Here is a 23,873-nt window from a genome sequence, read left to right as displayed (position 1 = left end):
CCCCCGCCCCGCCTCCGCCCGGATGAGAAGGATGGGCCGTCCACGGCACGGCCCATCGGCTCGATCGGTCCCACTGGTGACGCCGCAACCAGACTCCATCCCAGGCCATCCATCATCAGCTACAAGTCGCCCAGGCATGAAGATCGTGATCTACGTCTGGAGTTCTGGCGGGTCAGGTGCCCGCTCGTCGCCCGCGCGGACGCGCGTGGCCTCGAACCGGTCCTTCCCCGGACCGGTGGGTGTGCGCACACGGCCGGCGGTGCCCTCGGCCGGTTCAACCGTCCCGCATGGCGGCGGCGCCGCTCGGCAGCGGGCGGCAGCAGCGGAGCCACCCGCTCCCACAAGCCGTCAGGAACAAGATCAGCAAGCGCTCCGGCACACCCTGCCGACCAAGATCGCTGAGCACAGCACCCGTAGCTCAACTCATTCTGAAACGATCAGTGAGTAAGGTCGCCGCATGCGACTCACCGTTCTCGGCGGCTGCGGAGCCTGGCCGACCGCGCAACAGGCCTGCAGCGGCTATCTCGTTGAGCACGACGGTTTCCGGCTGCTGATCGACCCGGGGTACGCGACCTTCCCCCGGCTCCTTGACCACGTCACCCCCGACGGGGTCGACGCCGTGCTCGTCAGCCACGGTCACCCCGACCACTGCGCCGACCTCAACCCGCTGTTGCGGGCCCGTGGCCTGAGCGACACTCCTGCGCCCGCGTTGCCGTTGCACGCCCCGCACGGGGCGCTCGACGCGGTGCTGGCGCTGGACAAGCCGAGCATGTTGGCCGCCGCGTACACACTGTGCCCGTTCCGGCCGGGGGAGCAGTTCGGGATCGGCCCGTTCGCCGTCGATACCTGGGAGCTGCCGCATTTCGTGCCCAATGCGGGCCTGCGGTTGACCGCTGGCGGCACCACCCTCGCGTACACGGGTGACACCGGGCCGAGCCCCGAGATCGTCCGGCTTGCCCGCGGCGCCGACCTCTTCCTGTCCGAGGCCACGTATCTGTACGAAGTGCCCGACCCGGGCGATGCCCCGTACCTGCTCACCGCGCTCGGCGCCGGACAGTACGCCGCCGCGGCAGCCACCGGACGGCTACTGCTCACCCATCTGTGGCCCGGCACCGACGCCGACGCGGCGACCGGGGTGGCGGGGAAGGCGTACGGCGGGCCGGTGGCCGTCGCGACCACCGGCCTTGCCGTCGAGCTCTAGCTGCTGCCCCGGGGCGGGACCGTGAATCCACCCGCTTCACGTCGACTCCGGGTCGCGTACGGCACCGACTCGTCGACCGCGGCGTCCTCGGCCAGTTGGCTGTCGTCGTTCCGGCACCCGAACGCGCGCTGCACGACCCAGCGTTGGGCGCCGACTCCGGAGCCGTGCTCGGTGCCCAGGCGGGCGATCAACGGTCTCACGCCGAGATCGCAGATCAGGTGCCGGTACTTGTCGTGGTCGTAGCCGCGGTCGGCCGGCAGGATGTCCGGTCGGCACCGGGCTGGTCGCGCTTGCCCCGTACCGGCGATGTCGCCTGGAGCAGTGGGATCAGCTGACGTTGTTGCGGTTCCCGTCGGTCTGAGTGGCGGCTAGCGGGATGCCGCTGCCATCGGTGGGTCAGATGCTTGCTGCCCGCTGCAGCCTGGGCCACACCGCGGCCTCGGTCCAGGCGACCAGGCGGCGCCAGCAGCTCATGCCCGAGCCGAAGTCGCGTTCTTGCGGAAGGTGTTGCCAGGCGACCCCGATGTGCAGGACGAACAGGATGCCCTTGGGAACCGGTGACGAGTGGCTGTCGATTTCGCCCGGGCGCGTTCGTGTAGGGGGTGAGACCGAGCGAAGGAGTGTGGATCATGGCCAGGATCACGGTGACCGAGAGTGTGACACTGGACGGCGTGATGCAGGGGCTGGGGCGGCCCGACGAGGACACCCGCGACGGGTTCCGGCACGGCGGCTGGGGCCCCGCCTACATGGACGCGGTGATGATGGAGGTGATGGGCCGGGGCATGGCCGCGACCGGGGCGATGCTCTTCGGCCGACGAACCTACCTGGACTTCTTCGGTGCCTGGGCCGACCGTACCGACGGCAACCCGTTCACGCAGAAGCTGAACGCAGCCGTGAAGTACGTTGCGTCGCGGAGCCTGGCCGAGCCGCTGCCCTGGCAGAATTCCACCCTGCTGAGCGGCGACGCCGGCGAGACGGTGGCGGCGCTGAAGAAGGAGTTGGACGAGGACCTCGTCGTGCTCGGCAGCGGCGAGCTGGTCCGGTCGCTGGCCGCGGCCGGGCTGGTGGACCGGTATGTGCTGTCGATCCACCCGCTGGTCCTCGGATCGGGGCGGCGGCTCTTCGCGGACAGCGCTCCGCTCGCCCGGTTCCGGCTGGTGGAGAGCGTGTCCACCGGCACCGGCGTGATGATCGCGACGTACGAGCGGAGTGAGGCGCGATGAAGCAGTACCTGCTCGGCATCTACCAGCCTGAGGGCGGCGTCCCCGAGCCGGAGTTCCTGGCCCGGGTGATGGCCGAACTCGCGGACCTGCGCCAGGAGCTGGAGTCCACCGGAGCGTGGGTGTTCGGGGCGGGCCTGCACGACCCAAGTACCGCCACGGTGCTGCGGCCGCAGGGCGGGCAAGTACTGGTCACCGACGGCCCGTTCGCCGAGGGCAAGGAGTTCCTGGGCGGTTTCACCATCGTCCGGGCAGCTGACCTGGACGCCGCACTGGCCTGGGGACGGCGCTACGCGCTGGCCACGGGCCTGCCGGTCGAGGTCCGGCCGTTCCAGGGCAAGGCCGAGGACTGACGCGTGGCGGACGCGAGCGACGCCGCCACGGCCGGACATGCCGGCGGCCCGGCCGCACCCGTGGTGCCCGCGGTGTCCGCCGCGGAGATCGAGCGGGTCTTCCGGGAGGAGTACGGGCGCGCCGTCGCTGTCCTGGTACGGCTCGTCGGCGACATCGACCTCGCCGAGGAAGCGGTCCAGGACGCGTTCGAGAAGGCGGTCGAGCGCTGGCCGTCCGTCGGGCTGCCGCCCAGCCCGGCGGGCTGGATCATCACCACCGCCCGCAACCGGGCCATCGACCGGCAGCGCCGGGAGGCGTCCCGCGGCAGTCGGCAGGCCCAGGCCTTGCTGTTGTACACCCAGGACGATCCGGTGGAGGAGGGGCCCGTGCACGACGACCGGTTGCGGTTGATCTTCACCTGTTGCCACCCTGCCCTCGCCGAGCCCGCGCAAGTCGCGCTCACTCTGCGGCTGCTCGGCGGACTGAGTACCCCCGAGATCGCCCGCGCCCTGCTGGTGAGCGAGCCGACCACGGCCCAGCGGATCGCGCGTGCCAAGGCGAAGATCCGCGACGCCGGGATCCCCTACCGCCTCCCCGCCGATGCCGACCTGCCGGAGCGGCTGCGGCCGGTGCTGGCCGTGGTCTACCTGATCTACAACGAGGGCTACCTCTCCGCCGGTTTCGGCGGTGAACCCTCGCGCGAGCAGCTGTGCGCGGAGGCGATCCGGCTGGGCCGGCTGCTCGTCGAGCTGATGCCGGACGAGCCCGAAGTGCTGGGCCTGCTCGCGCTGATGCTGCTGATCCAGTCGCGCCGGCCCGCACGGGTCACCCCGGACGGCGGCGCCCTGGTGCTGCTGGCAGACCAGGACCGCTCCCGATGGGACCGCGAACTCGTTGCCCAGGGCCAGGCTCTGGTCCGCCGTTGCCTGCGGCGCGGCCGACCGGGGCCGTACCAGATCCAGGCAGCCGTCAACGCCGTGCACAGCGACGCCCCGACAGCCGCCGCCACCGACTGGCGACAGATCGTCCAGCTCTATGACCAGCAGATGGCGCTCGCGCCCACCCCGGTCGTAGCGCTCCACCGCGCGGTAGCGGTCGCCGAGACGGACGGCCCCGCCACGGCGCTGGCCCTGGTCGAACCGCTCGCCTTGGACGGCTACTACCTCTGGCACGCCGTCCGGGCCGACCTGCTGCAGCGACTGGACCGCCCAGACGAGGCGGTCCCGGCCTACAAAGCGGCACTCGCCCGCACCCGCAACCCCGCCGAACGCGACCAACTGGAGCGCAAACTCCGCGCCCTCAGCTCTCCCCGAGCGCACTGAGGCGCAGGGCGTCGGGGGTCGGTGCGGGGGCCTGGATGCCTGAGCCAACCACCACGACCAGCGCGTAGGCACCGGCCACGGACCCCGTCCACCCTGCTCGCGGGTGGGTAATTTGCTGTCCGTCATGGTGTTCCGGCGCGTGCACGAGTTCGACCAGCGCCCGCCCCAGCCGTCCACTGAGGAGACGATGGCGAGTTCACGGCCCGTGCGACGGCGACGACCATGAGCCTGGCGAACCTGTGAGATCACAGCGCTGGCTCGCCCTGCGGACGGCCGGTTGGCGGATGACGTGAACGCCGGCGACAACGTCTTCCACCTCAACCACAACATCGCACCCAGCGGGCCTGAAAGCGATGAATTTGGCGGCGGTTCGCAGTCTCACCGCTGTAACCAACCGATTGGAGTGGAGATGGGCAAGCTGAATAAGTGGCCGACGGCGTCTGGGTCCGGCAGAGCGAGTGGGTCTGGAGCAATTCCATCGTGGTGCGCGGGGAGGACGGGTTGATCCTGATCGATCCCGGAATCGATGGCTCCGAGTTGAACCAACTCGCCGATGACGAGGACCGGCTCGGCATTCCGGTGGTCGCCGGGTTCTGCACCCACCCCCACTGGGACCACCTGCTCTGACACCCCCGGTTCGGCGACGTGCCGCGCTACACCACCCCCGCCGCCGCCCACCTTGCCGGTCAAGCCCGAGAGCGGGCGCAGGCGATGGCGGCGGAGAGTGCGTCCGGCATCCCTCTCGACGTAGTCGCGCTGGTCACCCCGCTGCCCGCGGACGGCGGAGCGGTGCCGGGCGAGATCATCGAGCATCAGGCGCACGCTGTCGGTCACGCCGCGGTCCTCCTCGCGGACCATGGCGTCCTGCTCGCCGGCGACATGCTCTCCGACGTACTGATCCCGCTCTTCGACGTTCGCCAAGACGATCAGGTGGGAGCCTACGAGGCCGCGCTCGGGCGGCTGGGTGAGGCCACCAGGCACGTCGATGTCGTGGTCCCCGGCCACGGCGCCGTTGCCGAAGGTCCCGAGGTGGCGGCCCGCCTCGCTGCCGATCACGCCTACATCGACGCGCTCCGGCGAGGAGAGGAACCGGTCGACGCGCGCCTGGGGCCGCATGCGGACTGGCTCTCCGGCCCCCACCGGTCGAACCTGGAGCAGGCCCGAGGGCGGTAGGGCCCGGGGGTCCCTGGCGGGTCTGCCGGATCGACGCCCTGACCAAGCTGGTCGGCTCGATGGCGGTCCCGCCGGGAGACCTCCTCGACGGCACCAATGACGGGCAGGTTTCGCGGGCGGCTCCCAGGCGCCGAGGTTTGCGAGCCGGGACTCGCGCGCTGACAACTGCGCCAGGAGTGTGGTCGCGCCTCCGTACCAACGGATCAGAACACGGGCGCCTTCCGCAACCTCGGTATCAACTTCGTTCCGCAGGTCAGGCTGCTCGACAAGGACGGATTCTTCATCAGCAATCCCGGCTTCGAGCACTGCAAGAACGCCGACACGGTCTGCGCGTGGAAGAAGGTTGGCTGACCGCCCTTTTGGCTGACCGGTCCTGTGGCCGGAGCACCCCGTGGTGTTCCGGCCACAGTGCTATGCGAAGCGTGTCCAGTCCGGGTCCCGCGGGTGTGTCGGACTGTCCCACATCAGGGTCTGATCGACGAGACCGGGCACCTTCTTGTCCTGCTGCCCGTCCGCGTACTCCACGCCGCGGTTCTCGTACAGGGCGTCGGCGACTTCGATGAGACAGTCGGCGAACGAGGGCCACACGCCCAGCTTGGGGATGCCGGCCTCCTCGAAGGTTCCGATGCGTCCGTAGCCGGGTCCCGGGGTGCAGTCCGTGAACAGCCCGTACAGACCGCTGCGGTCGGTCGCGGCGAAGGCGAGGTACCGCATCGCGGGGTCGACCGGCATGCCGATGGTGTGGGGGCCTTCGTCCCAGTACGGCAGATGCTGTACCGGAGGGATCGCATGCTTCCTCGGCAGCAGCCAGGCCGTTCCCTGTCCTCGCGGCGCGAGCCCGGTTTCGGGTTCGGGTGTCCAGCCGAAGTCGGCCGGGTGGCCGGTGCCGTTGCGGAGGCGGTAGAAGGCTCTGAGGCCTGGTGGGACGGTGAGGTCGAGTTCCTGCTCAACCGCAAGGATGTCGGCTTCCGGGGCAGGTGGAGGAAGCATCCGGTAGGAGCGTGGAGCGTTCTGCCTCAGCCACGCTTCGATCCTGGCCCATGCGCCCGCTACGGCTTCTTCCTGCTGTCGGTCGTCGGTCATGGCTGCGACCCTACGGTTCTCCTGTGCTCGCAATGCCTGTATCCGGACAAGCACCCTGGTCCACGCGATCGGCCTACGCATCCGCCACGGCATGGTGTGCACCGGCAGCGGCGGCAGCACCACGAACGGCCTGCGCAGGTGCTGCACACGACGGATGCCGATGCCGCCGCGCAGGTCTCCTGGATGGCAGAGCTCGAGGCCCGCCGGGAGCGGATGGCACCCAGCCATCCGGTAGAAGACGGTTTCGCGCTCGGCAGCCGCCAAGAACACCAGGTGTATCGGGCGCTCAAGCAGATCCAGGATACGACGCCGCCCGATTGCACCATCGCCCACGGTGTCCCTTCCGGGAGTACGGCTTCAGGCCGGTCACCACTGGACACCGAGCATCATCGTTCGGAATCGGACGGGCGGTCGTCTTGGTGTTCCAACTCCTGCACGAAGAGGGTCTGGTGGACTTGTCCCGTGCGGTCCGCGACTCGGCTCACGTCCGCGTGGTCCGAGCCCCGTGGACCGGGTCAAGTCCGATTCATAGATGCATGTCCTGTCCGACGCGGACGGACTGCCCCTACACGTCGGACTCTCCGCGGCAGCGCACACGACAGCCTCGCGCTGAAGCCGGTGCTGTTATTTCCACAGGTCGCCATCGACACGCCTCGCTCACACTGTTCCCGTACCGTGCTGCGACCGTCGTCGGTCTCGCGTAGCGGAGCCCCCGCCTGGCCAGCCCATAACAAGAGAATCACATCGCTTCTTCCCTTCTGCTGGATTCGGAGGACGGCATCTAAGGTCACGCCAGCCGCTGCGCCGGAAGATCCCGGCAATGCGGCATGCGCCTCGAAGGGAAAGGACCGATCGTGCGCAAGCGTTCTCTCATAGCAGTCACCGCCGCGTTCGCCGCTGGAGCGCTCTCGCTCACAGCGTGCGGCTCTCGTGACACAGGATCAGCCGACGACTCCTCCGGCGGGTCCACCGTCGTCACCATCGGCTTCGATGCCCCTCTGACCGGTGACCTGTCGGCCCTCGGCCTCGGTATGAAGAACTCGGTCGACCTCGCCGTCAAACAGGCCAACAAGAACAAGGAGGTGCCGGGCGTCACCTTCAAGGTCATGGCGCTCGACGACCAGGCCCAGCCGTCCTCCGGCCAGCAGAACGCCACCAAGCTCGTCGCCGACAAGAGCGTGCTCGGCGTCGTCGGCCCGCTGAACTCCTCCGTGGCCCAGTCCATGCAGGGGGTCTTCGACACCGCCCAGGTGACCGAGGTCTCGGTGAACACCAACCCCGCCCTCACCCAGGGTGACAAGTGGGACACGGGCAAGAAGGTCCGGCCGTTCAAGACGTACTTCCGCACCGCGACCACGGACGCCATCCAGGGCCCGTACGCCGCCGAGTACCTGTACAACACCGCCAAGAAGAAGAAGGTCTTCGTCGTCGACGACAAGAAGACCTACGGCGCCGGTCTGGCCGCGACCTTCTCCGCCCACTTCAAGAAACTTGGCGGCACGGTGGTCGGCACCGACCACGTCAACCCCGACGCCAAGGACTTCTCGGCCGTCGCCACCAAGATCAAGAACTCGGGCGCGGACGTCGTCTACTACGGCGGTGAGTACCCGGCGGCCGGCCCGCTCAGTGCACAGGTCAAGAAGGCCGGCGCCGCGATCCCGCTCATCGGCGGCGACGCGATCTACAGCGATGAGTACCTCAAGCTCACCGGCCCGCGCGGCGAAGGCGACCTGGCCACCTCGGTCGGTGCGCCCGTCGAGAGCCTGCCCTCCGCGAAGAAGTTCATCGCGGACTACAGTGCGGCCGGGTACAAGGAGGCGTACGGAGCCTACGGCGGCTTCTCCTACGACTCCGCCTGGGCGATCATCCAGGCAGTGAAGGCCGTGGCCAAGGACGGAAAGCTGCCCTCCGACTCCCGCGCCAAGGTCACCGAGGCCCTGCAGAAGGTCTCCTTCGACGGGGTCATGGGCAAGGTCTCCTTCGACGAGTACGGCGACGCCACCAACAAGCAGCTCACCGTCTACAAGGTCAAGGGCGGTGCCTGGAAGGCCGAGACCACCGGCACGTTCGCCGGCTGACCGAACCCGGTCACCGAGCGAGCCGCGGGCGACCGGCACGTCTCGCCCTTCCGGGCAGACGGCGGCCGTTCGCCCGCAACGACACAAGGCCGGGCTGCTCCTCCCCATACGGGACGGGGCAGTTCGGCCTCGCCGGTATTGCGCGCGGCAGTCGGGCGCCCCTCCGTCAGCGGCAGGGAGAAGGGAGTGAACGCCGCTCCCTACGGCTACACGGGCCGGATGGAGGGGTGGCGAGTACGACCACTTGACCAGCCTGCAGTTCGGCGGTGACCCCAACGACCGGCGCAACCACTGGTGGAGCCGCCGGCCCCCGACCGCAGGACGGGCGGGCGGGGTCTACGGCAAGAAGGACCCGGTGGACACGAGGCGGCAAGCGCACCGTGGTCTCCTCCGGCAAGGTTGACCTCGCGGCCGCGTAGCCCGCCGGTGTCGCTGCCTGGAGCACTGCCCTGAGCAGCGGCGGACTCAGCTGAAGCCGGTCGGCTGCTGCGCCGCGATGCACGGTGCCGTTGGCGCGAGCGCTCAGAGGACACCGTGCATCTGGCTTGTACATCCGGTCAGGCGGGGGTGATGTTCGCCGCCTGCGGGCTGTTCAGGCCCTGGGTGATGACGAAGGTGACGGCCTGGCCTTCCTGGAGCTCACGGAAGGCGGACGCGGTGGCCAAGACCTGACCGACGCCGCGAACAGGCCGGGCCGGACCTACTGTGCTGGCGGCTGGAGAGCCTTCGCTCTTCCAGGGGGCGGGCGTGCCCAGGACTGGGAGACCGCCGCCCTGGACGACGACCTGGCTCAGCAGGCGCACGCGGGTGCGCAGACCGTACGGGACACACTGGGGGAGTGGCGCATCCGCCCGCCGACGTCCAACGAGGCGTACCTCAGCGAACTGCTCGCCCACGCGGCCCGCGACCTCGCGTCAGGCACTCACTGAGCACCGAACTAGCCGCCGCACCAGACACCAACGTCACGACCCACCGAGTCGAGAAGAGGGGCCAAGGGCTGCGTAGGCCGTCCCAGGGAAGGGGCACAAACGATCTGGGAGACGCGAGCGCACGTTGGCTAAGCCGGGCTCCGCTCCTCCTCCAAGACCGCGAACTCCGCCATCCCGACGGTGAGTACGCCGTCCGTCAGCGGTGTGCACCGTACGCCGCCCTTGCCCCGCAGGGCGCGCTGTGCGCCCGGACCGACGACGGCGTCCATCCATGCGCACGGCCGGGCCGGACGGTGGACGGCCAGTAGGACGGGGCCCGCGCCGGTGTCCAACGACACTGTCGAGCCCACGTACGCGTCGATATCGACGCCACGGAGCAGGATGTTCCGGCGGGTGAGCCCGAGGTCCGTCTGTGGATTGATGTCCAGTGGCAGGTTCTCTGCCGACATGAGCGTGACGGCGGCGTCGCGATGAGCTGGGCGCGCGTAGTAGCGGTCGCCCACGATGCCCAGGTTCCCTTGTACCTCGACTCTCCGGACCAGTTCCTCCCCGGCTGCGGCTGAGGGTCCCTCGGACGGCCGCCCCATGTACCGGTGCACCGGCGACACCAGCAACTGCACGACTTCCACCGCGGACATGCCGTCCACCCTAATGCGTGGGCGCCGGCGAGCGTCTGCGGTGGTCGCTGTATTCGGCTGCTTTACAGCAACCACCGCTGCTTGGCCGTAGAGCCGACGTTCAGCTGCGGCTGCATTGCGCTGCCGCCATTGGATCTACCACTACTTGTGCTTCCCGTTGCCATTGGCGCTGCTTGTCCGGCCGCTCGTTCCGGCAGCGTTGTCCGCGCCACCGTGTGCGTTGCCGGAGGCGCCGGTGTTCCCTGCCGGGCCCTTGCCGGAATCTGCAGCGCCCGTGGGGCCCGGCCCGCTCCGCGCGGCTGTCGCCCGCGCGAGTTGCTCGGAGCAGTACGCGGCGACCTTGTCCCGCCCGCCCGCGGCGGCGACGAGTCGCTGCCAGGCCGTCGAGTCCAACGCCTTGCCGCCGTCCTTCACCTGCTCGTAGCTGCGGCAGTGGGCCTCGGTGTCCTGGGCGGTGGCAGGGCGCTTCGCCGGTCCGAGGCCGCCGGACGACGCCGACGAGGCGCCCGGTCGGTCCGAAGTGGCCGCCGACGGGTGCGCCGCCCCCCGGTCGCCACCGCCTGCGGATGAGCCCACCGCACCGATGGCAGCGACCGCGACACCGCCCAGGGCGACACTGGCGAACACCGCGCCGAACGTCGTCTTGAGACGACGCCCGGCACGCTGCCCCGCGGGCAGCCGCCAGTCGTTCCGGCGCCGGGTGCGTGCACGGTGCGCGCCCGCGTCGCGAGCGGCCCGGAAGGCGGCCACCGCCCGTTGTTCGGCCTCGGGGTCGAGATCACCTCCGCGCATGACGGCGGCCAGCACTGCCTCCAGCGCGGAGTCGTCGCGCACGTCCCCAGGGCCCGACGTGCCGCCGGTGTGCACGCGGCGGCGGCCGGGAACTCCGTCGCCGCTCAGCCGCTCACCCATGTCCGTTTCCGTTCCTGTCCGACGTGCTCGATTCATTCGGGGCGCCGGACCCTGGTGCCTGGATTGCCTGCCCTCTGCTGCCGGCGTCGTTCATGCCGACTCTCCCAGCGCCCGGGAAGCCGCATCCGTCACGCTTTCTCCGACTTCGTCGCCGACGCCCAGTTGGCGGGCGAGGCGTTTCAGGCCTCGGTGAGCGGCGGTGCGCACCGCTCCGGGGCGTTTGCCGAGGACGCGTGCGGCGGTGGGGCCGTCCAGACCGATGACGACCCGCAGGAGCACGGCCTCGGCCTGGTCCTGCGGCAGCCCGCGGACCAGTTCCAGGGCCTGCCCGGTGGAGAGGGACTCAAGGGCCTGTTCATGCGTGCTGTGCTGGCTGGGGAGGTCCAGCACGTCCTGCTCGGTCCCGCCCGTCCGGGGCCGCACGCGCTGGCGGCGTAGATGGTCCAGCGCCCGGTGCCGGGCGATGGTCGCGGTCCAGCCGCGGAACCCGGCTCCGTCGCCCTTGAACCGTCCGAGGTCGCGGGCGATCTCCAGCCAGGCGTCGGATGCCACGTCCTCGGCGTCGTCGCCGACGAGTCCGCGCAGATAGCCGAGCAGGCCTGGCTGCACGATCCGGTAGGCGACCGCGAAGGCCGCCTCGTCGCCGTCCTGGGCGCCTGCGACTGCCACAGTCAAGTTCTGGTCGTTCACCTGTACGCGCCCGGGGTGTCGTGCCTGGCCCAAGACTGTCCTCGTTCGCACGGGATCCATTCCGAGTCCGTGCCGTCCCATGTGGTCCGGTCGCGTCGACGGCCTCATGGTGACCAGCGTCAGCCAGAACAGAAGTGTCACAACGCACCAGGCGTCCTTCGCGTTCTCGTCGGAGTTGCTGGCCAGCGGGGTGTCGCCACCCCGGCCGGGACCAAGCGGGCGCGGCGGTTCGTCGGCGCTGCGCTGATCCGGCGCCTGGCGCCGTCCCCGCCGGGTGACGCTTCGCGCCGACCATGCGCTGTGTGAGTGCCGGGTCCGTGCGGAGCGGGCTCTGGTCGACCGCCCGGCGGTCGTAGGCACCGCGCACTTCCCAGACCACTCTCCGTGTTGCTCTTGACTCCCCCCGAGAGCGGCACGGAGAGGCACGCGGGCGGCCGGACCCTGCCCACCTCACGGGGTCCGGCCGCCCCACATCGGACCAGCGGCGGGCGGTGAGGCGTGGATCACGGATCGTACCGGGGTCGTCGCTCCGGGTCCGAGTGTGGCTCTCCATCGCGTCGCGGTCAGCCACCGCAGCGAGCCGTGTCCCCTGAAGCAGCGGGGGCCTCATGCCGTCGTCCTGCCGGTTCCGTCGTTGGCCGACTCACCCCTACCGGCCGGTCGATTCGTTTTCGGTCGATTCATTCTGTTCTGTGAGGTCGAGGTGTAACACATCCGGCCGAGTTGGCCCTTTACACTTCGGGCGACTGCGTGGGTCGGCCAGGACAGGGGCACGACTCGTGCAGTGGACGGACGATAGCGGCGGAGCGTACGGCGAGGATCCGTACGGAGGCGTTGGGTACGGGTACGCCTACGAGCACAGCGGCAGTGCCACCAGCGGCACGGCCGCACTGTCCTGGGACCCGGTACAACCCGCGCAACCGATGTACCCGACGGGAAGCGCCCGTGTGGCGGGGACGGGCCCCCACGCCGCCGGGCCGTATCCCTACGCCGCCGGGCCGGGGCCTGCCACGACGGCGTGGGACGCTTCCCACGGCGATGTCCTCACCGTGCCGCCTTCAGAACTAGACACACCCAGCTCTCCCGTGCCAGGACCGGACACTCCGAAGAGCGAGTCGGTGCGGCCGGTCTTCGTCGACTCCTCGGGACGACGCCAGCGCCGCGTGCTGCGCGCCGCCCGGCTGCTGGTCATCCCCGCCGGTGGCTACGTCGCCCTGCTGATCAGCGCTGTGCTGGGCGGACCCAGCCTCGACGCCCCGTTCGTCCCGCAACTGGACTCCACGCACCCGACCACGCCCCACGTGTCCGCGCCCGACGCCTCCCCCGGCACAGGCCACTCCGCAGGGAGCACGAGCCCTGCCGCAGTGCACAAGAACTCCCGCTCCACGGCGGCGCGGAAGACCTCCGGCCCCGCCGACCGCCCGACAGCAGCCGCCACCTCTGCGGCCACACCCGTGCCCGCCGCGGCGCCCAGCGGCATCGCGTCCCCGACCGTAACCGCGACTCCCCATCACACCTCCAGGGGCCGCGCGGTCGGCTCGTCCCACAACCCCGTGAAGTGATACAAGGCCCCCTGACGTGACCAACCGCAGACTCCGCAACCCTCTTCCTCGTCGCGGCCGCACCCGCCAGATCACACCCCGCGCCCATTGGCTGCTGCTGAGCGTGCTCGTGGTGACCTTGTCGATGGCCCTTCTGCTGCAGGGTTACACCCACCACATGTTCGGGATCACCCCGGACGGCGTGACCGGTGACCGTGGCCGGAACAACGCGGTGCCCAGCCAGGTGGTCCACGGTGGCCCGGTGATCGCGAACGCCGCCACCTCCGCGCACACCGCCCGGCTGAAGGCCCGCACCATCGCACTGACCTTCGACGACGGCCCCGATCCCGTGTGGACGCCGCGCATCCTGGACGTGCTGCGCCGCAACCATGTGCAGGCGACGTTCTTCGTCGTAGGCACCCAGGTCGTGGCCCATCCGGAGCTGGTCCGCCGGATCGTCGCCGAGGGTCATCAGATCGGTATCCACACCTTCACCCATCCGGACCTGGCCCGCCTCGCCCCCTGGCAGCGGTCCCTGGAGCTGCGCGAGACGCAGCTTGCGGTGGCCGGCGCAGCCGGGGTCACCACCGCACTGCTGAGGCCGCCGTACTCCTCGGAGAACGAGGCGCTGGACGACGCCGACTGGTCCGTCCTCCAGCAGGCCGGCGCGGCAGGCTATGTCACGGTGCTCACCACCCAGGACGCCGAGGACTGGCAGCGCCCCGGTGTGCGCCGGATCCTCGCCAACGCGACCCCGCACGGCCACGCAGGGCAGGTCGTGCTGATGCACGATGCCGGTGGTGACCGTTCGCAGACCGTCGCCGCGCTGAGCGTCCTGATCCCACGGCTCAAGGCACAGGGCTTCAGGTTCGCGACGGTCGGTGCAGCGGTCGGCATGGCCGGGCCGGTCCAGCGCGCCGGGCTGGGCGACCATCTGCAGGGGCTCGCCCTCATCAAAGTGCTGCAGGCCGGCGACTGGGTCGTGTGGTTGCTGGGCCTGCTGATGTACGCGGCCGGGGCGATCAGTGTGCTGCGTGCGGTGGTCGTGCTGGTCGCGGCCCGGCGGCACCGGCGTCTGCGGGCCAAGGGCGGCGCCCGGTCCTGGGGGCCGCCGGTGACCGAGCCGGTCAGCGTCATCGTCCCCGCGTACAACGAGAGCGCCGGGATCGAGGCGGCCGTACGCTCCCTGCTCGCCTCCAACCATCCGGTCGAGATCATCGTGGTGGACGACGGTTCGACCGACGGCACCGCCGACCTGGTGGAGTCGCTCCGCCTGCCGGTGCGGGTGATCCGGCAGCGGAACGCGGGCAAGCCCGCCGCACTCAACACCGGGCTCGCCGCCGCCTCCTTCGACCTGGTGGTCATGGTCGACGGCGACACGGTCTTCGAACCCGACACCGTCCGCACCATCGTGCAGCCCTTCGCCGACCCCCGCGTGGGCGCCGTCTCGGGCAATGCCAAGGTCATCAACCGGGGCGGCCTGCTGGGCCGCTGGCAGCACATCGAGTACGTGGTCGGGTTCAACCTCGACCGCCGCCTGTTCGACCTCGCCGAATGCATGCCGACCGTCCCCGGAGCGGTCGGCGCGTTCCGCCGCCGGGCGCTGCTGGCCCTCGGCGGCGTCAGCGACGTCACCCTCGCCGAGGACACCGACCTCACCATGGCGCTGTGCCGCGCCGGCTGGCGCGTGGTGTACGAGGAGGGCGCGAAGGCCTGGACCGAGGCGCCCGCGTCACTGAACGCCCTGTGGCGGCAGCGGTACCGCTGGTGCTACGGCACCCTGCAAGCGATGTGGAAGCACCGCGGCGCGCTGGTGCAGCGCGGGCCGGCTGGAAAACTGGGCCGTCGAGGCCTGGTCTATCTGTTGCTCTTCCAGCTACTGCTGCCCCTGCTCGCACCCGTCGTGGACATCTTCGCCCTGTACGGGCTGCTCTTCCTCGACCCGGTCCAGGTCATCGGGCTCTGGCTAGCCGTCCTGCTGTTGCAGTTCCTCATGGGCCTGTACGCGTTCCGCCTGGACGGAGAACGCCCGGGGCCGCTGTGGAGCCTGCCGCTGCAGCAGTTCGTCTACCGGCAGTTGATGTACCTGGTGGTGATCCAGTCCGTCTTCACCGCCGTGTCGGGCTCACGGCTGCGATGGCAGCGCATGGAGCGGTACGGCAGCCTGCAGGCCCCGGGAGGCGCCGAGGCGCCCCACGAGGACCGCACCCCGCAGCAGCCCAGCTTTACGCAGTCGGCACCGTACGAGGGCTATCCGCAGCCAGTACCGTACGACGCCCTCCACCAGCCCCCGCCCCACGACGGCTTCCGGCAGCCCGCACCGCACGAGACACCGCAGTGGTACTGAACCGAGAGAAGTGATGGGGAGGTTGAGGGCCGTTCCACGGCGCAGAGACAACCCCGGGATCCATCTCGGGGTCGTCGCCAGTTCGGAAGATCGCGTATGCAGGTCGGGCTGAACCGCCGACGCCCAGACCGGGCATGGAGCCCGACCCCGACCCTTGTCGTCGGCATCCGAGAATCGACGGATGGTGACGGGGACGCCCAGCGCCACCCCCACGTCCGCTATGCGCTGCCTGGCGGCCGCGAGGTCGTGGGTGAGGGCGGAGCGCAAGCGATGGGCAGCCCACTGTGGGCCGCTGTTCCAGTGACCACCGCTCTAGGAGAGAGGGCGGGCCTTTAGGCAGGTGACCTGCGGATACCTCGGCCGAGCGTCGTCTCTTTCGGATCCTGCCGGCTAAGCCCGCGTCATCCGGTGCCAAGGGGTCCCCAGGCCCGCAGGGCCGAGGGCAAGCTCGGCGTGTTGGCGGGGCGCCTGCGTACTGGACGTACGTGGTGCTCCGCCGACGCGGCGAGGTGCGGTGCCGGGCAGCGCGGGTCAGGCAAAAGCCGGAAGAGACGGCCTGGGGCCTGCGTTGTCGGTGGCCCGTGGCACAGTGCACCGCATGAACGAGGACATGCATGGCGCCGCGCTGATCGACCGGGTGATCGAACGGGTCCGGGAGCAGGGCTGGCCCACCTGCGACGCCCCAGACCTCGATGAACCGGTGCCGCTGGCGCCCGAGGTGCTCGACCGGCTGAGGCTGCCCGGCGGTCGGCCGCTGCCGCCCAGCCTGCGCCGCTGGCTGGCCTTCGACGGCTCCTGGCTCGCCGACGTCGGCTGGTACGAGGACCCGGCCGAGCCCGTCCTCGGCGACCGGGGGCTGGGGGCGACGGCGGAGTGGATGTACGGCTCCTGCGACGGCATGGCCGCGATGTTCGGCGACTTCGAGGAACTGCTGCCCGCCGTGTGCCTGCCGCTTGTCGGTGGCAGCGACTCGCGCCGCCTACTCTACCTGGGCTCGCCGGACTCCACGGGCGAGTACCCGGTGCTGGTGACCGATATCGACGACCTGCCGTACGTGGCCGTGATGTACCCCGGTCTCGACGTGTACCTCGCGGACCTCGCCGAAGTCCTGGACCTGGACTTCGACACCTACACCTCGCTCGCCGCGGATCCCGAGTACGCCGCGCGGATGGCCGAGCACGCGCAGAACACCGGACTCGGCCCGGACGGACTGGAGTTCCACGAACTCGACCTCTTCGACTAGGTCCTCTCATTCGGATCTTGGCGGTTCACCGGATGGCACTCCCGACTTCTGGGGCTGGGAGTGCCCCGACGTCGTGTGCCTGCCGATTCCTGAGGGCGAAGTCCTGGGCGTGGCCGCGGGGCGGGCGAGGGCGCAATCCGGCGGCTACTCTCTCGGCAACGTCTCTAGGGTCGCTGGGATGACACACAACACTGTTGAACCGGCGACGATCACACCGGAGATGGCTGCTCAGATCCGCACGTGGCGATGCGATGAGGACTACTCCTGGCGCGCTGTGGCCCAGGCCGCGTCCGACGTGTGGGGCTCCGAATGGGGCAGCAACCAGCTCTTCGGCGAAGACCTCTGCGTGGCCGCAGCGAAGCTGCTGGGCGAAAACCCCTACCGGGAGCCTTGGAACTGATGCTCCTCAGATGGCTCCTCTCGGATCAGCGAGCGGACCAGATGGGCTTCAGGGCGTGGTCAGCCCTCCCCGAGTTCCTGGATGGCGACCGAGTCAGGGAGCGTCCTCCATAGATGGCCGTAGTGATCCAGGCGTTGTATCGAAGAGAAGGAATCCGCGCATCCTCGCTCCGAAGACCGACCCAGCTTGCGAAAACGGCCACCCCCGATCTGGCTCACTGTTACGTTCGCCGGATGGCTGATCTTGTCGGACTCCTGCAGATCCTCGGTGCCGGCAGCGTGGGTGGGCTCGTCACACAGTACGTAAGCGCCGGCCCCGAGCGTCGCCAAGCTCGTGCAGCTGCCCGAAGCGCCATGAGCGCCTTGGAAGAAGCGGTGTGGTCTGAAGGCAGACCAGAGGAGTGGGGGCAGCTCCGCTCTGCTCAACATGCCTTCGAAGCAGCCGCATTGATTGCCGGCGTCCCTCAGGAAGTCGCCAGCTGGTACGTGAGAACAAGGGCTGCCATCTACAGGGAAAGCCGTCGAAGCTGGGAACAGTATCCCGATCCTGAATACGGTGGAGGAGTCAAGGTCGAGTACCTCCGAGCGCTCAACGAAGCGACTGCCTTGGTCTACGAGGCTCTGTGGCATCCACACCGGTCAAAGCTGCTGTGGCGACGGAGACTCAAGGCGGCGCGAGCCAGGGGGCGAGCGGCTGTCGCTGACTCGTTCACCGCTCTCCGCGCTCTAGAGGATGAGTAATTAGCGAACATGCCCAACGAGATGGCCTGTTGGGTGAAAGAGGTCGAGGTGCGCCCACGCCGGCTCACCTTTGACGACAACGGGGCCGGGTCAGGGTGGAGCCGGGAATTTCTCTGCGGTTCCGGAAAGCCGGTGTCGTCAACCCAGAACGCGACACCGGCCTCGGACACACCCGTCCGAAGTCGTTTCACAATGACGTCGCTTGGTCCGCGGCTGGTCCGAGGCGGAAGCACCCGCGTCCCACAGCGTCCCGGTCCGGTCTGGCGACATGCTGGAGACCGGCATAGGCCGCGCCGCCCTCACGGCCCTGCCGGGCTTTCCTCTCCCCGGCGATTCCCTGGCCGCCCACCGGCGCTCGCCGTGAAGTGCCACCGCAGTGGCCGCCAGCACCTCGCGGGGAAGCGGAGGCCGACCGCCTCCCTGGCCGTGCGGCGCCCGGCGGTGGGATCGGACGGCCCAGCGTCCCGCCCGGCCTGGCCTCTGGTCGACCGGACGGGCCGGCTACCGCGCTCCGCGTAATCGCAGTTACTCAGCGCGGCCGCCCCCGGGTGCCCAGGACGGGCGGGGGAGAGGATGCGACGCTGGAGTGAGGGGCCCGCGAGTGGAGGTCCGAGTGCGTCTCATCCGGTCCGGGGCCCTCTCCTTCGGCCTGGCGACCATGTCCCGGTGTGGCTCAATGGATGCGACGCAGAATCGTGCGGTCAATCTGTGAGCCCGCCGGCCGGGGCACCACTCACCGAGCGCCGCCAGGCGGCCTTACCGCGCGGTCCGGCCCGCCGGGACCAGGACCGCGCGACCATCCCGGAAGGCAGGTGCGTCCCATGCGCACGTCGACCCGTATCGCCGGTGCCCTCACCGGCCTGACCCTCACCCTCGGCGGTGCGGTCCTCGCCGCTCCCGCGGTCCGGGCGGACATCCCCGCCTGCACACAGATGGCCGAACTGGCCGGTGCTACCGCCTCCGACTCCGTCACAGCGGCCTGCAGCCGTGGCGTGGTCGGAGACCTGCAGAGTTGTGTGACCGGGCTGACCGGGGCCGGAGTGGCGGGCGGCGCCGCGACCGGTGCCTGCCGGGCGGCGGCTCACGAACCGCGTTAGAGGACCGCACGGCAGCCGCCCGCCGGCACCGGTCGGAGGCAGGGACGGCCCGTCTCCTCCTCAACCCCCGGCCTGCCCGGACACAACGCGGCCCCGGTGGGCAGTCTCGACGCCAAGGACATCGACGTCGTCCCGCTCCTGCTGACGCGCACGCGGCGTACCGATGCGGCCGGTAGAGGGCGGTGACGTCGTGCCTCTCCGGGGCCGGGCAGTCACCGCCCGGGCGTGGCGCCCAGCCTCGCCTCGCGGGCCTCATGCGGAGCGCCCATGCTGAGTAAGAGGGCGCCGTCGTCTTGAGACTTGTCCTTCCCGAAGGCCGAACGAAGGCGCCTGAGTGGAGGAGGAAGCCATGCGCATGCGAAGAATCCTGGGCCTCGCCCTGGCCGCGGCAACCCTTGTCGGCGTGAGCGCCGTCGGCGCTGCCAGCGCCGGAGCCGCCTCGTCTCCGAACATCTCCAGAGACGACTGCACGGCCGCCGGCGGACAGATCGTTTCACGCCCCTACGACGGCTTGGCCTGCGCGCTGCCTGACGGGACCTCGCAGGCCATCACTTGACCGGTCGGCGCACGGATGGGCAACCAGTCCGGTCGGCGCACCCGGCGCGGTGGGTATGTGGTGACGGCACCCGGTCCACCGTTGGGTGGATCGCCCGCGCCCGTCTCGACACCGCGGCAGTCGCGATGGTGGACGCCGACCGTCTCGAAGACAGGCCCGTCGGCGTTATCGTTCGTAAGGTCACCTTGTGCATGTCCATGCCCTCAGTCTGCCAACTGGCCGGCTACCTGCTACTCGACACCGGCGACCGATAGCGGGACTGACACCGCGGCCTGTATCGCACGCGTTCGGCAACGCTCGCCTGCTGACCCGTCGAAGAGCACCTGGACCTGCTCGGCGCCTGCCGCCGGGACCTGACCGCCTTCCGGGCCGAATCCGCCGAACTGACTGAGGCCGCGAAGCCGACGCCGAGCCGTACGGCAGAGAGGACGAAGACCGGGTTCGCCAGTTCCGTCAACGCCTGGCGCCGTCGCCGCGCCGGGCCAGTGCACGGTGTGCACCGAGCCCGTTCCCGACACCGGACGCCAGCCACGCGACTTGTGCTCGCCCTGGTGCCACAACCGTGCGCAGGCCTTGTGCACGTCCTGTCGCATGGCCACACCTGGGGTGGCCTCCTCATCACGTCGACTCGACGGCACGCGGCGAGTGCGTGCTGTCCCAGTAGTCCGAGGACCGACGGCATTCACAATCTCCCGGAGAGCGGTGACACGACACCCTCCCACCGAATCGCCGACCCCACGCCTCACGAGTGAAAATGCCCCCATCAGATTCGGAACGACAACAGACACTCCGCCCGACGTCCGGCATTCCCCGGATGTGAACCATGGCCCGGGGGTGGAGACTGGGAGCTGGATCCGGTGCTCCTCGGCCGGTGGACGGCCAGGAGTTCGAAGATGTCCAGCGTCGCGGTCAGCGCGCCGCCCGGCCGTCTCTCTTCTGCCTACCGGACCGTTCAAGCAAGTTGAGCCCCCAGAGGTCTCTGTACGGGGATCGAGCCCGCCATCGGCGGCACCGCTCGGCCGACCTGTCGTGCACGGGCCGTCAGCCGGGCCCGGCGAAGCTGTCCGGATCCGGCTGACGAGGATGGAAAAGAGCGGTACGCGATGCCGGCGGCCGACCTGCGTATTGAGGTCCGCGGAGGCCGCTCGCCTGTCCGCGTCATACTGGTCGACGTGGCCGATGCCGCCGTGCGATGGATGTGCACCCCTCGATGAGTCGCACCAGGAATTGCGTGGGGGCCTGCGGGCCGTACCGGCTTCCCACCGGAGTCCTTTGTGGTGGTCAGTAGGCGGCGACCCCCTGGACGGTGGTGCTCCCGAATATCAGCCAGAAGTTGGTGCCGTCCCTGACGTCGGTGGCCGCCAGCCCCCAGGTATTGGCGTAGAGCGTGCGGAAGCCGTTGCAGTAGTAGCCGCCGCTGGACGGCGCGAAGCAGGTCTCCACCTCGGTCTGCTGGTTGACCTTGACGTTGATGTCGTTGCAGTAGGACGTGGTGTAGGTGGAGCTGTAGGGGGGCCAATGGCCGTTGGGGTCGGTTCCGTTGATGGACTTGAGGTGGTCGCGGCAGTACGTGGCTGTGGCGGCGGCCGGAGTCGCGGGAACGAGCAGCACTCCGGCCGCGGCGGAGGCTGCCGCGGCGAGCGCGATCATTCTTCGTGTGTTCATAGTCCTCACCTGTCATGTGCAGGTCGTGGGGAGTCGGACCCGCCCAGTGTCGCGAAGCGCGGTCTTGGCGGCAATTCCTCCAACGCCCCTTTGCGTAACCTCAGTTGAGGCGTATTGGTGGCCGAGGGCGGTGACTCCGGCTGGTGCGCCGTCTCCGGGCCGTCGGGTGGCCAGGCACACGCACAGGGCGCGCCCCCGACGGCGTGCTCATGTCGGCGCCGCCGCTGGGGAGGCCGACCGGGCCTGCCTCGGACGGGTCCTGATCAAGGACGCAGCGCAAGGCGTGCTCGGCTCCCAGAACGAGATGCCGCGGGTGTTCGTTGCCGAATATGCGTTGGCGTTCGTTCGGCGGTACCTCCACGGCGGCTGCCGGACAGATCACGTACAAACTCGCCCAACACCTCGCGTGTCGATACCGCAATCCCTTGGGGTGCGCGTACGCGCTGCACTGCGGCATGGATACATTCCCGTGAAACACCGGCTCAAGCAGATCCAATACCGCCCGCACCTGGTCGACGGCTGCATGGCCGGCGCCGGTCCGGCCCTCGGCAGCTGAGGGGCACGGAGACCGGGGCCCGCGCAAGATGCATTGCCGGGACGACGATTGGGAGCCGGGCTCCGCGTAGAGCGTGTACACCGGCCGTGGTGGTCCTTGGCGCGTCAATCCCCTCCGTTGCCGCCGGACAGGGGCGGTACCTTGCCGCCATGTGTATCTCCACCGGCGAGGCCGCGTTCTCCGGCACGATCGTGTACTGCGGGCGGCAGCACCACGACGTGCACGGCCTCATCCACGTCCTGGGCTACCAGAACACCGCCGTCAACCTGGCGGACGGCCCGAACGCCATGCTGCTGCACCTGCCCACCAGGCAGCTCACCCCCCGGCACTTCCTCTCCGCCGGGCGCACCGGCGACGTCCTGCACCGCATGGTCGCCGCCGTCGAACCCGTCGCCGCCGCAGCCGACGACATCGAGTGGATGAGCGCGGAACCGCAACCCGTCCAGGTCTTCGACCACGACGTCTACACGGTGCTCCTGGCAGAAGACCCCACCGAAGTCCCCGCCGCGCTGCGGCAGGTGCCGCCGCACCGGCGCCCCGATCTCGACCCCGACCTTCTACGCTTCTACGCCGACCACTTCCCCGACCACACCATCGCTGTGTGCTGCTTCGACAACGCCGACGCGCAAAGCGCCAAGCCACTGCTCCTGTGGTACCAGCCCCTCGACCCTGACCGGCTGACCGTGCCGGCCCTGGACAGCCACACCGGTAAGGCGCCGGACCTTGACGCCGCCGTGCCCTTGGACCACTGGGTCCTGTTCTCCACGGACCAGGCCCCCGCCGGCTGGGGTACCCCCGTCCACTACCCCGGGGACATGCGTCACCGCCTGCGCGCCTTCCTCCCCGGCGCCGTCGTGGGCAGGCGCTACGGCGAAGGGCAGGCCTTGCCCAACGGAGACTTCACCATCACCCACAGCGACCTGCTCGCCGGTGACCTCGACCACATCGAGCGCCTGCAACCGATCCGCCGCTGAAGGGCGGGACATCCAGGCCATCGCACGTTCGCCGCACCCCTCATCACTCGATCAAGTTCCGTAGCCGATCAGCAAGGACGGTACCTCCACCTGTCGGCCACTCCTTCGGTCGCGGCCTCCGTGCGAGGCGGCGCAGTGGGCAGCGGAAGCCTCGCTCAGCGACACGCCGGGGCGGAGCTCAGAAAATGAGTGGAGGAGATTTCCTTCGGCCTACCGAGTGAGTTTTCGAGCCGGACCCTGGTATGAGGTTGCTCCGCGGACAAAATCGTCGTGAGGCGCGGCAGCGTGTCGCCGCGCAAGTGCACGACCGCGCGCGATACCTGTGAACTGCCGAGAGGTGACCGCCATGTCCTTCCTGGGTAAATCCCTTCACACTTTTCCCGCTGTCACCCTGGGAGTTGCACTAGTGGGGATGAGCGCCGGTCCCGTGCAAGCGGTTCCCGTCGGGCACCAGAAAACACAGAAAACCGCCCGGGCTTCCGACGAATGGCGCGAGACGGCCGTCAAGTACGCGGATGCCCACTGGAACTGGACCACATGGGACGACAGCACGCCCCGGGCGAAGGACGGCCAGGCGCAGCCCTATTTCGAGTGCGCCGAGTTCGTCGCTCGCGCCCTTGCCGCGGGCGGCCTTGTCCCCGGACTGAAGCCGGGTGATCCTCAAGACTCCTATTACCACTACAAGGCGCCGAACGGCAAGGAATACGATCTCCTGCTGATCTCGGACCTGATCGGCTACCGAAGTCTCTACGACTTCATCATGGACTACGATCTCGGCGCGGACGTCGGCGACGATCCCGCCAAGGCTCGGCCCGGCGACATGGTGGTCATCTTCAATTCGGACTACTCGAACAAGCTGCATACCGGTCTCGTGGCGCAAGAGGTGAAGGGCGACAAGGATTCGACCGTCGACGCCCACAACAATGCGCACTACCGGCGCACGTACCAGAAATTCGACACGGACGGACGCGCTCACGTCATCCATATCGATCCGGGTGTGATCAAATCACAGAAGCCCGCCGTTCAGCCGCCCTCCGACCCGGATCTCATCCGATCCCACGCCAGTCACGCCCGCCCCTCCTAGGGCGTGTGTCGAAAGTGGCTGGTTGTGACTCTGTGGCTTGTGTTTCTATGCCGGAGTGAACATCGAAAGCTCCGGAGTGCCTGATGAGAGG

22 protein-coding genes and 1 pseudogene are annotated in these 23,873 nt (G+C 69.5%); 15 read left to right on the top strand and 8 right to left on the bottom strand.

Annotated elements, in window-relative coordinates; translation table 11 throughout:
• Nucleotides 1–457 precede the first annotated feature (457 nt).
• Nucleotides 458–1,201, top strand: coding sequence for an MBL fold metallo-hydrolase (locus tag ACWGKT_RS42335; protein ID WP_453277882.1), 744 nt, complete (start codon nucleotides 458–460; stop codon nucleotides 1,199–1,201).
• On the opposite strand, the gene ACWGKT_RS42330 is transcribed toward ACWGKT_RS42335, so the two are convergent.
• Together ACWGKT_RS42330 and ACWGKT_RS42325 are read right to left on the bottom strand one after the other, a co-directional pair.
• Nucleotides 1,198–1,401 carry a hypothetical protein gene (locus ACWGKT_RS42330; protein ID WP_453277881.1) on the bottom strand — a complete coding sequence of 68 codons (204 nt, stop codon included), beginning with the start codon at nucleotides 1,399–1,401 and terminating at the stop codon, nucleotides 1,198–1,200. The genes ACWGKT_RS42335 and ACWGKT_RS42330 overlap by 4 nt on opposite strands.
• Before the next feature lie 196 nt (nucleotides 1,402–1,597).
• Nucleotides 1,598–1,777 carry a transposase gene (locus ACWGKT_RS42325; protein ID WP_453277904.1) on the bottom strand — a complete coding sequence of 60 codons (180 nt, stop codon included), beginning with the start codon at nucleotides 1,775–1,777 and terminating at the stop codon, nucleotides 1,598–1,600.
• A gap of 53 nt (nucleotides 1,778–1,830) precedes the next feature.
• Between ACWGKT_RS42325 and ACWGKT_RS42320 the strand changes: the two genes are divergently transcribed.
• The 5 genes from ACWGKT_RS42320 to ACWGKT_RS42300 all read left to right on the top strand — a co-directional run bounded on the left by ACWGKT_RS42320 (nucleotide 1,831) and on the right by ACWGKT_RS42300 (nucleotide 5,249).
• Complete coding sequence (locus tag ACWGKT_RS42320; protein WP_356151529.1) at nucleotides 1,831–2,424, top strand: dihydrofolate reductase family protein; 594 nt, start codon at nucleotides 1,831–1,833, stop codon at nucleotides 2,422–2,424.
• A complete protein-coding gene (locus ACWGKT_RS42315; protein ID WP_356151527.1) occupies nucleotides 2,421–2,774 on the top strand; it encodes a YciI family protein in 354 nt (117 codons plus the stop codon). The genes ACWGKT_RS42320 and ACWGKT_RS42315 overlap by 4 nt, the downstream gene beginning before the upstream one ends.
• A 63-nt stretch (nucleotides 2,775–2,837) precedes the next feature.
• Nucleotides 2,838–4,076, top strand: a complete 1,239-nt coding sequence (locus ACWGKT_RS42310; RefSeq protein ID WP_453277903.1) for an RNA polymerase sigma factor — start codon at nucleotides 2,838–2,840, stop codon at nucleotides 4,074–4,076.
• Between the two features lie 426 nt (nucleotides 4,077–4,502).
• Nucleotides 4,503–4,703 carry an MBL fold metallo-hydrolase gene (locus ACWGKT_RS42305; protein WP_453277880.1) on the top strand — a complete coding sequence of 67 codons (201 nt, stop codon included), beginning with the start codon at nucleotides 4,503–4,505 and terminating at the stop codon, nucleotides 4,701–4,703.
• Between the two features lie 18 nt (nucleotides 4,704–4,721).
• Nucleotides 4,722–5,249, top strand: coding sequence for a hypothetical protein (locus ACWGKT_RS42300; RefSeq protein WP_453277879.1), 528 nt, complete (start codon nucleotides 4,722–4,724; stop codon nucleotides 5,247–5,249).
• Between the two features lie 411 nt (nucleotides 5,250–5,660).
• Here ACWGKT_RS42300 and ACWGKT_RS42295 read toward each other — a convergent pair whose 3' ends face one another.
• Nucleotides 5,661–6,332 (bottom strand): SMI1/KNR4 family protein, encoded by a 672-nt coding sequence (locus ACWGKT_RS42295; protein ID WP_453277878.1) that lies wholly within the window; start codon nucleotides 6,330–6,332, stop codon nucleotides 5,661–5,663.
• An 854-nt stretch (nucleotides 6,333–7,186) separates the two neighbouring features.
• Here ACWGKT_RS42295 and ACWGKT_RS42290 point away from each other — a divergent pair.
• Complete coding sequence (locus tag ACWGKT_RS42290) at nucleotides 7,187–8,410, top strand: branched-chain amino acid ABC transporter substrate-binding protein (RefSeq protein WP_453277877.1); 1,224 nt, start codon at nucleotides 7,187–7,189, stop codon at nucleotides 8,408–8,410.
• 557 nt (nucleotides 8,411–8,967) lie between these two features.
• Here the strand turns inward: ACWGKT_RS42290 and ACWGKT_RS42285 are convergent.
• From ACWGKT_RS42285 to ACWGKT_RS42270, 4 genes and pseudogenes are all read right to left on the bottom strand, one after another.
• A pseudogene (locus ACWGKT_RS42285) lies at nucleotides 8,968–9,066 on the bottom strand (cold shock domain-containing protein); the annotation flags it as partial.
• Nucleotides 9,067–9,467: 401 nt separating this feature from the next.
• Nucleotides 9,468–9,977, bottom strand: a complete 510-nt coding sequence (locus ACWGKT_RS42280; RefSeq protein ID WP_453277876.1) for a molybdenum cofactor biosysynthesis protein — start codon at nucleotides 9,975–9,977, stop codon at nucleotides 9,468–9,470.
• Nucleotides 9,978–10,118: 141 nt separating this feature from the next.
• Nucleotides 10,119–10,889: a hypothetical protein gene (locus tag ACWGKT_RS42275; RefSeq protein ID WP_453277875.1), complete on the bottom strand. Its 771-nt coding sequence runs from the start codon at nucleotides 10,887–10,889 to the stop codon at nucleotides 10,119–10,121.
• 90 nt (nucleotides 10,890–10,979) lie between these two features.
• The gene (locus ACWGKT_RS42270) at nucleotides 10,980–11,612 is read right to left on the bottom strand and encodes an RNA polymerase sigma factor (RefSeq protein WP_453277874.1); all 633 of its coding nucleotides are present in this window, start codon (nucleotides 11,610–11,612) and stop codon (nucleotides 10,980–10,982) included.
• A 1,052-nt stretch (nucleotides 11,613–12,664) separates the two neighbouring features.
• Here ACWGKT_RS42270 and ACWGKT_RS42265 point away from each other — a divergent pair.
• The 6 genes from ACWGKT_RS42265 to ACWGKT_RS42240 all read left to right on the top strand — a co-directional run bounded on the left by ACWGKT_RS42265 (nucleotide 12,665) and on the right by ACWGKT_RS42240 (nucleotide 19,503).
• On the top strand, nucleotides 12,665–13,141 hold the full coding sequence (locus ACWGKT_RS42265) for a hypothetical protein (RefSeq protein ID WP_453277873.1): 477 nt from the start codon (nucleotides 12,665–12,667) through the stop codon (nucleotides 13,139–13,141).
• A gap of 16 nt (nucleotides 13,142–13,157) precedes the next feature.
• The gene (locus ACWGKT_RS42260) at nucleotides 13,158–15,467 is read left to right on the top strand and encodes a bifunctional polysaccharide deacetylase/glycosyltransferase family 2 protein (protein ID WP_453277872.1); all 2,310 of its coding nucleotides are present in this window, start codon (nucleotides 13,158–13,160) and stop codon (nucleotides 15,465–15,467) included.
• Between the two features lie 598 nt (nucleotides 15,468–16,065).
• A complete protein-coding gene (locus ACWGKT_RS42255) occupies nucleotides 16,066–16,710 on the top strand; it encodes a hypothetical protein (RefSeq protein ID WP_453277871.1) in 645 nt (214 codons plus the stop codon).
• 178 nt (nucleotides 16,711–16,888) lie between these two features.
• A complete protein-coding gene (locus ACWGKT_RS42250) occupies nucleotides 16,889–17,110 on the top strand; it encodes a hypothetical protein (RefSeq protein ID WP_453277870.1) in 222 nt (73 codons plus the stop codon).
• A 1,561-nt stretch (nucleotides 17,111–18,671) separates the two neighbouring features.
• Nucleotides 18,672–18,947, top strand: coding sequence for a hypothetical protein (locus tag ACWGKT_RS42245; protein ID WP_266548680.1), 276 nt, complete (start codon nucleotides 18,672–18,674; stop codon nucleotides 18,945–18,947).
• Between the two features lie 349 nt (nucleotides 18,948–19,296).
• On the top strand, nucleotides 19,297–19,503 hold the full coding sequence (locus ACWGKT_RS42240; protein ID WP_453277869.1) for a hypothetical protein: 207 nt from the start codon (nucleotides 19,297–19,299) through the stop codon (nucleotides 19,501–19,503).
• Nucleotides 19,504–20,784: 1,281 nt separating this feature from the next.
• On the opposite strand, the gene ACWGKT_RS42235 is transcribed toward ACWGKT_RS42240, so the two are convergent.
• Nucleotides 20,785–21,168 carry a hypothetical protein gene (locus ACWGKT_RS42235; RefSeq protein ID WP_453277868.1) on the bottom strand — a complete coding sequence of 128 codons (384 nt, stop codon included), beginning with the start codon at nucleotides 21,166–21,168 and terminating at the stop codon, nucleotides 20,785–20,787.
• Nucleotides 21,169–21,873: 705 nt separating this feature from the next.
• Between ACWGKT_RS42235 and ACWGKT_RS42230 the strand changes: the two genes are divergently transcribed.
• Both ACWGKT_RS42230 and ACWGKT_RS42225 read left to right on the top strand, forming a co-directional pair.
• Complete coding sequence (locus tag ACWGKT_RS42230) at nucleotides 21,874–22,698, top strand: hypothetical protein (protein ID WP_453277867.1); 825 nt, start codon at nucleotides 21,874–21,876, stop codon at nucleotides 22,696–22,698.
• A 412-nt stretch (nucleotides 22,699–23,110) separates the two neighbouring features.
• Nucleotides 23,111–23,782: a hypothetical protein gene (locus ACWGKT_RS42225; protein WP_453277866.1), complete on the top strand. Its 672-nt coding sequence runs from the start codon at nucleotides 23,111–23,113 to the stop codon at nucleotides 23,780–23,782.
• Nucleotides 23,783–23,873: the final 91 nt, after the last annotated feature.

The sequence above is a fragment of the Streptomyces sp. NPDC054794 genome (assembly GCF_053611585.1).
This window is presented reverse-complemented; position numbering and strand designations above follow the sequence as displayed.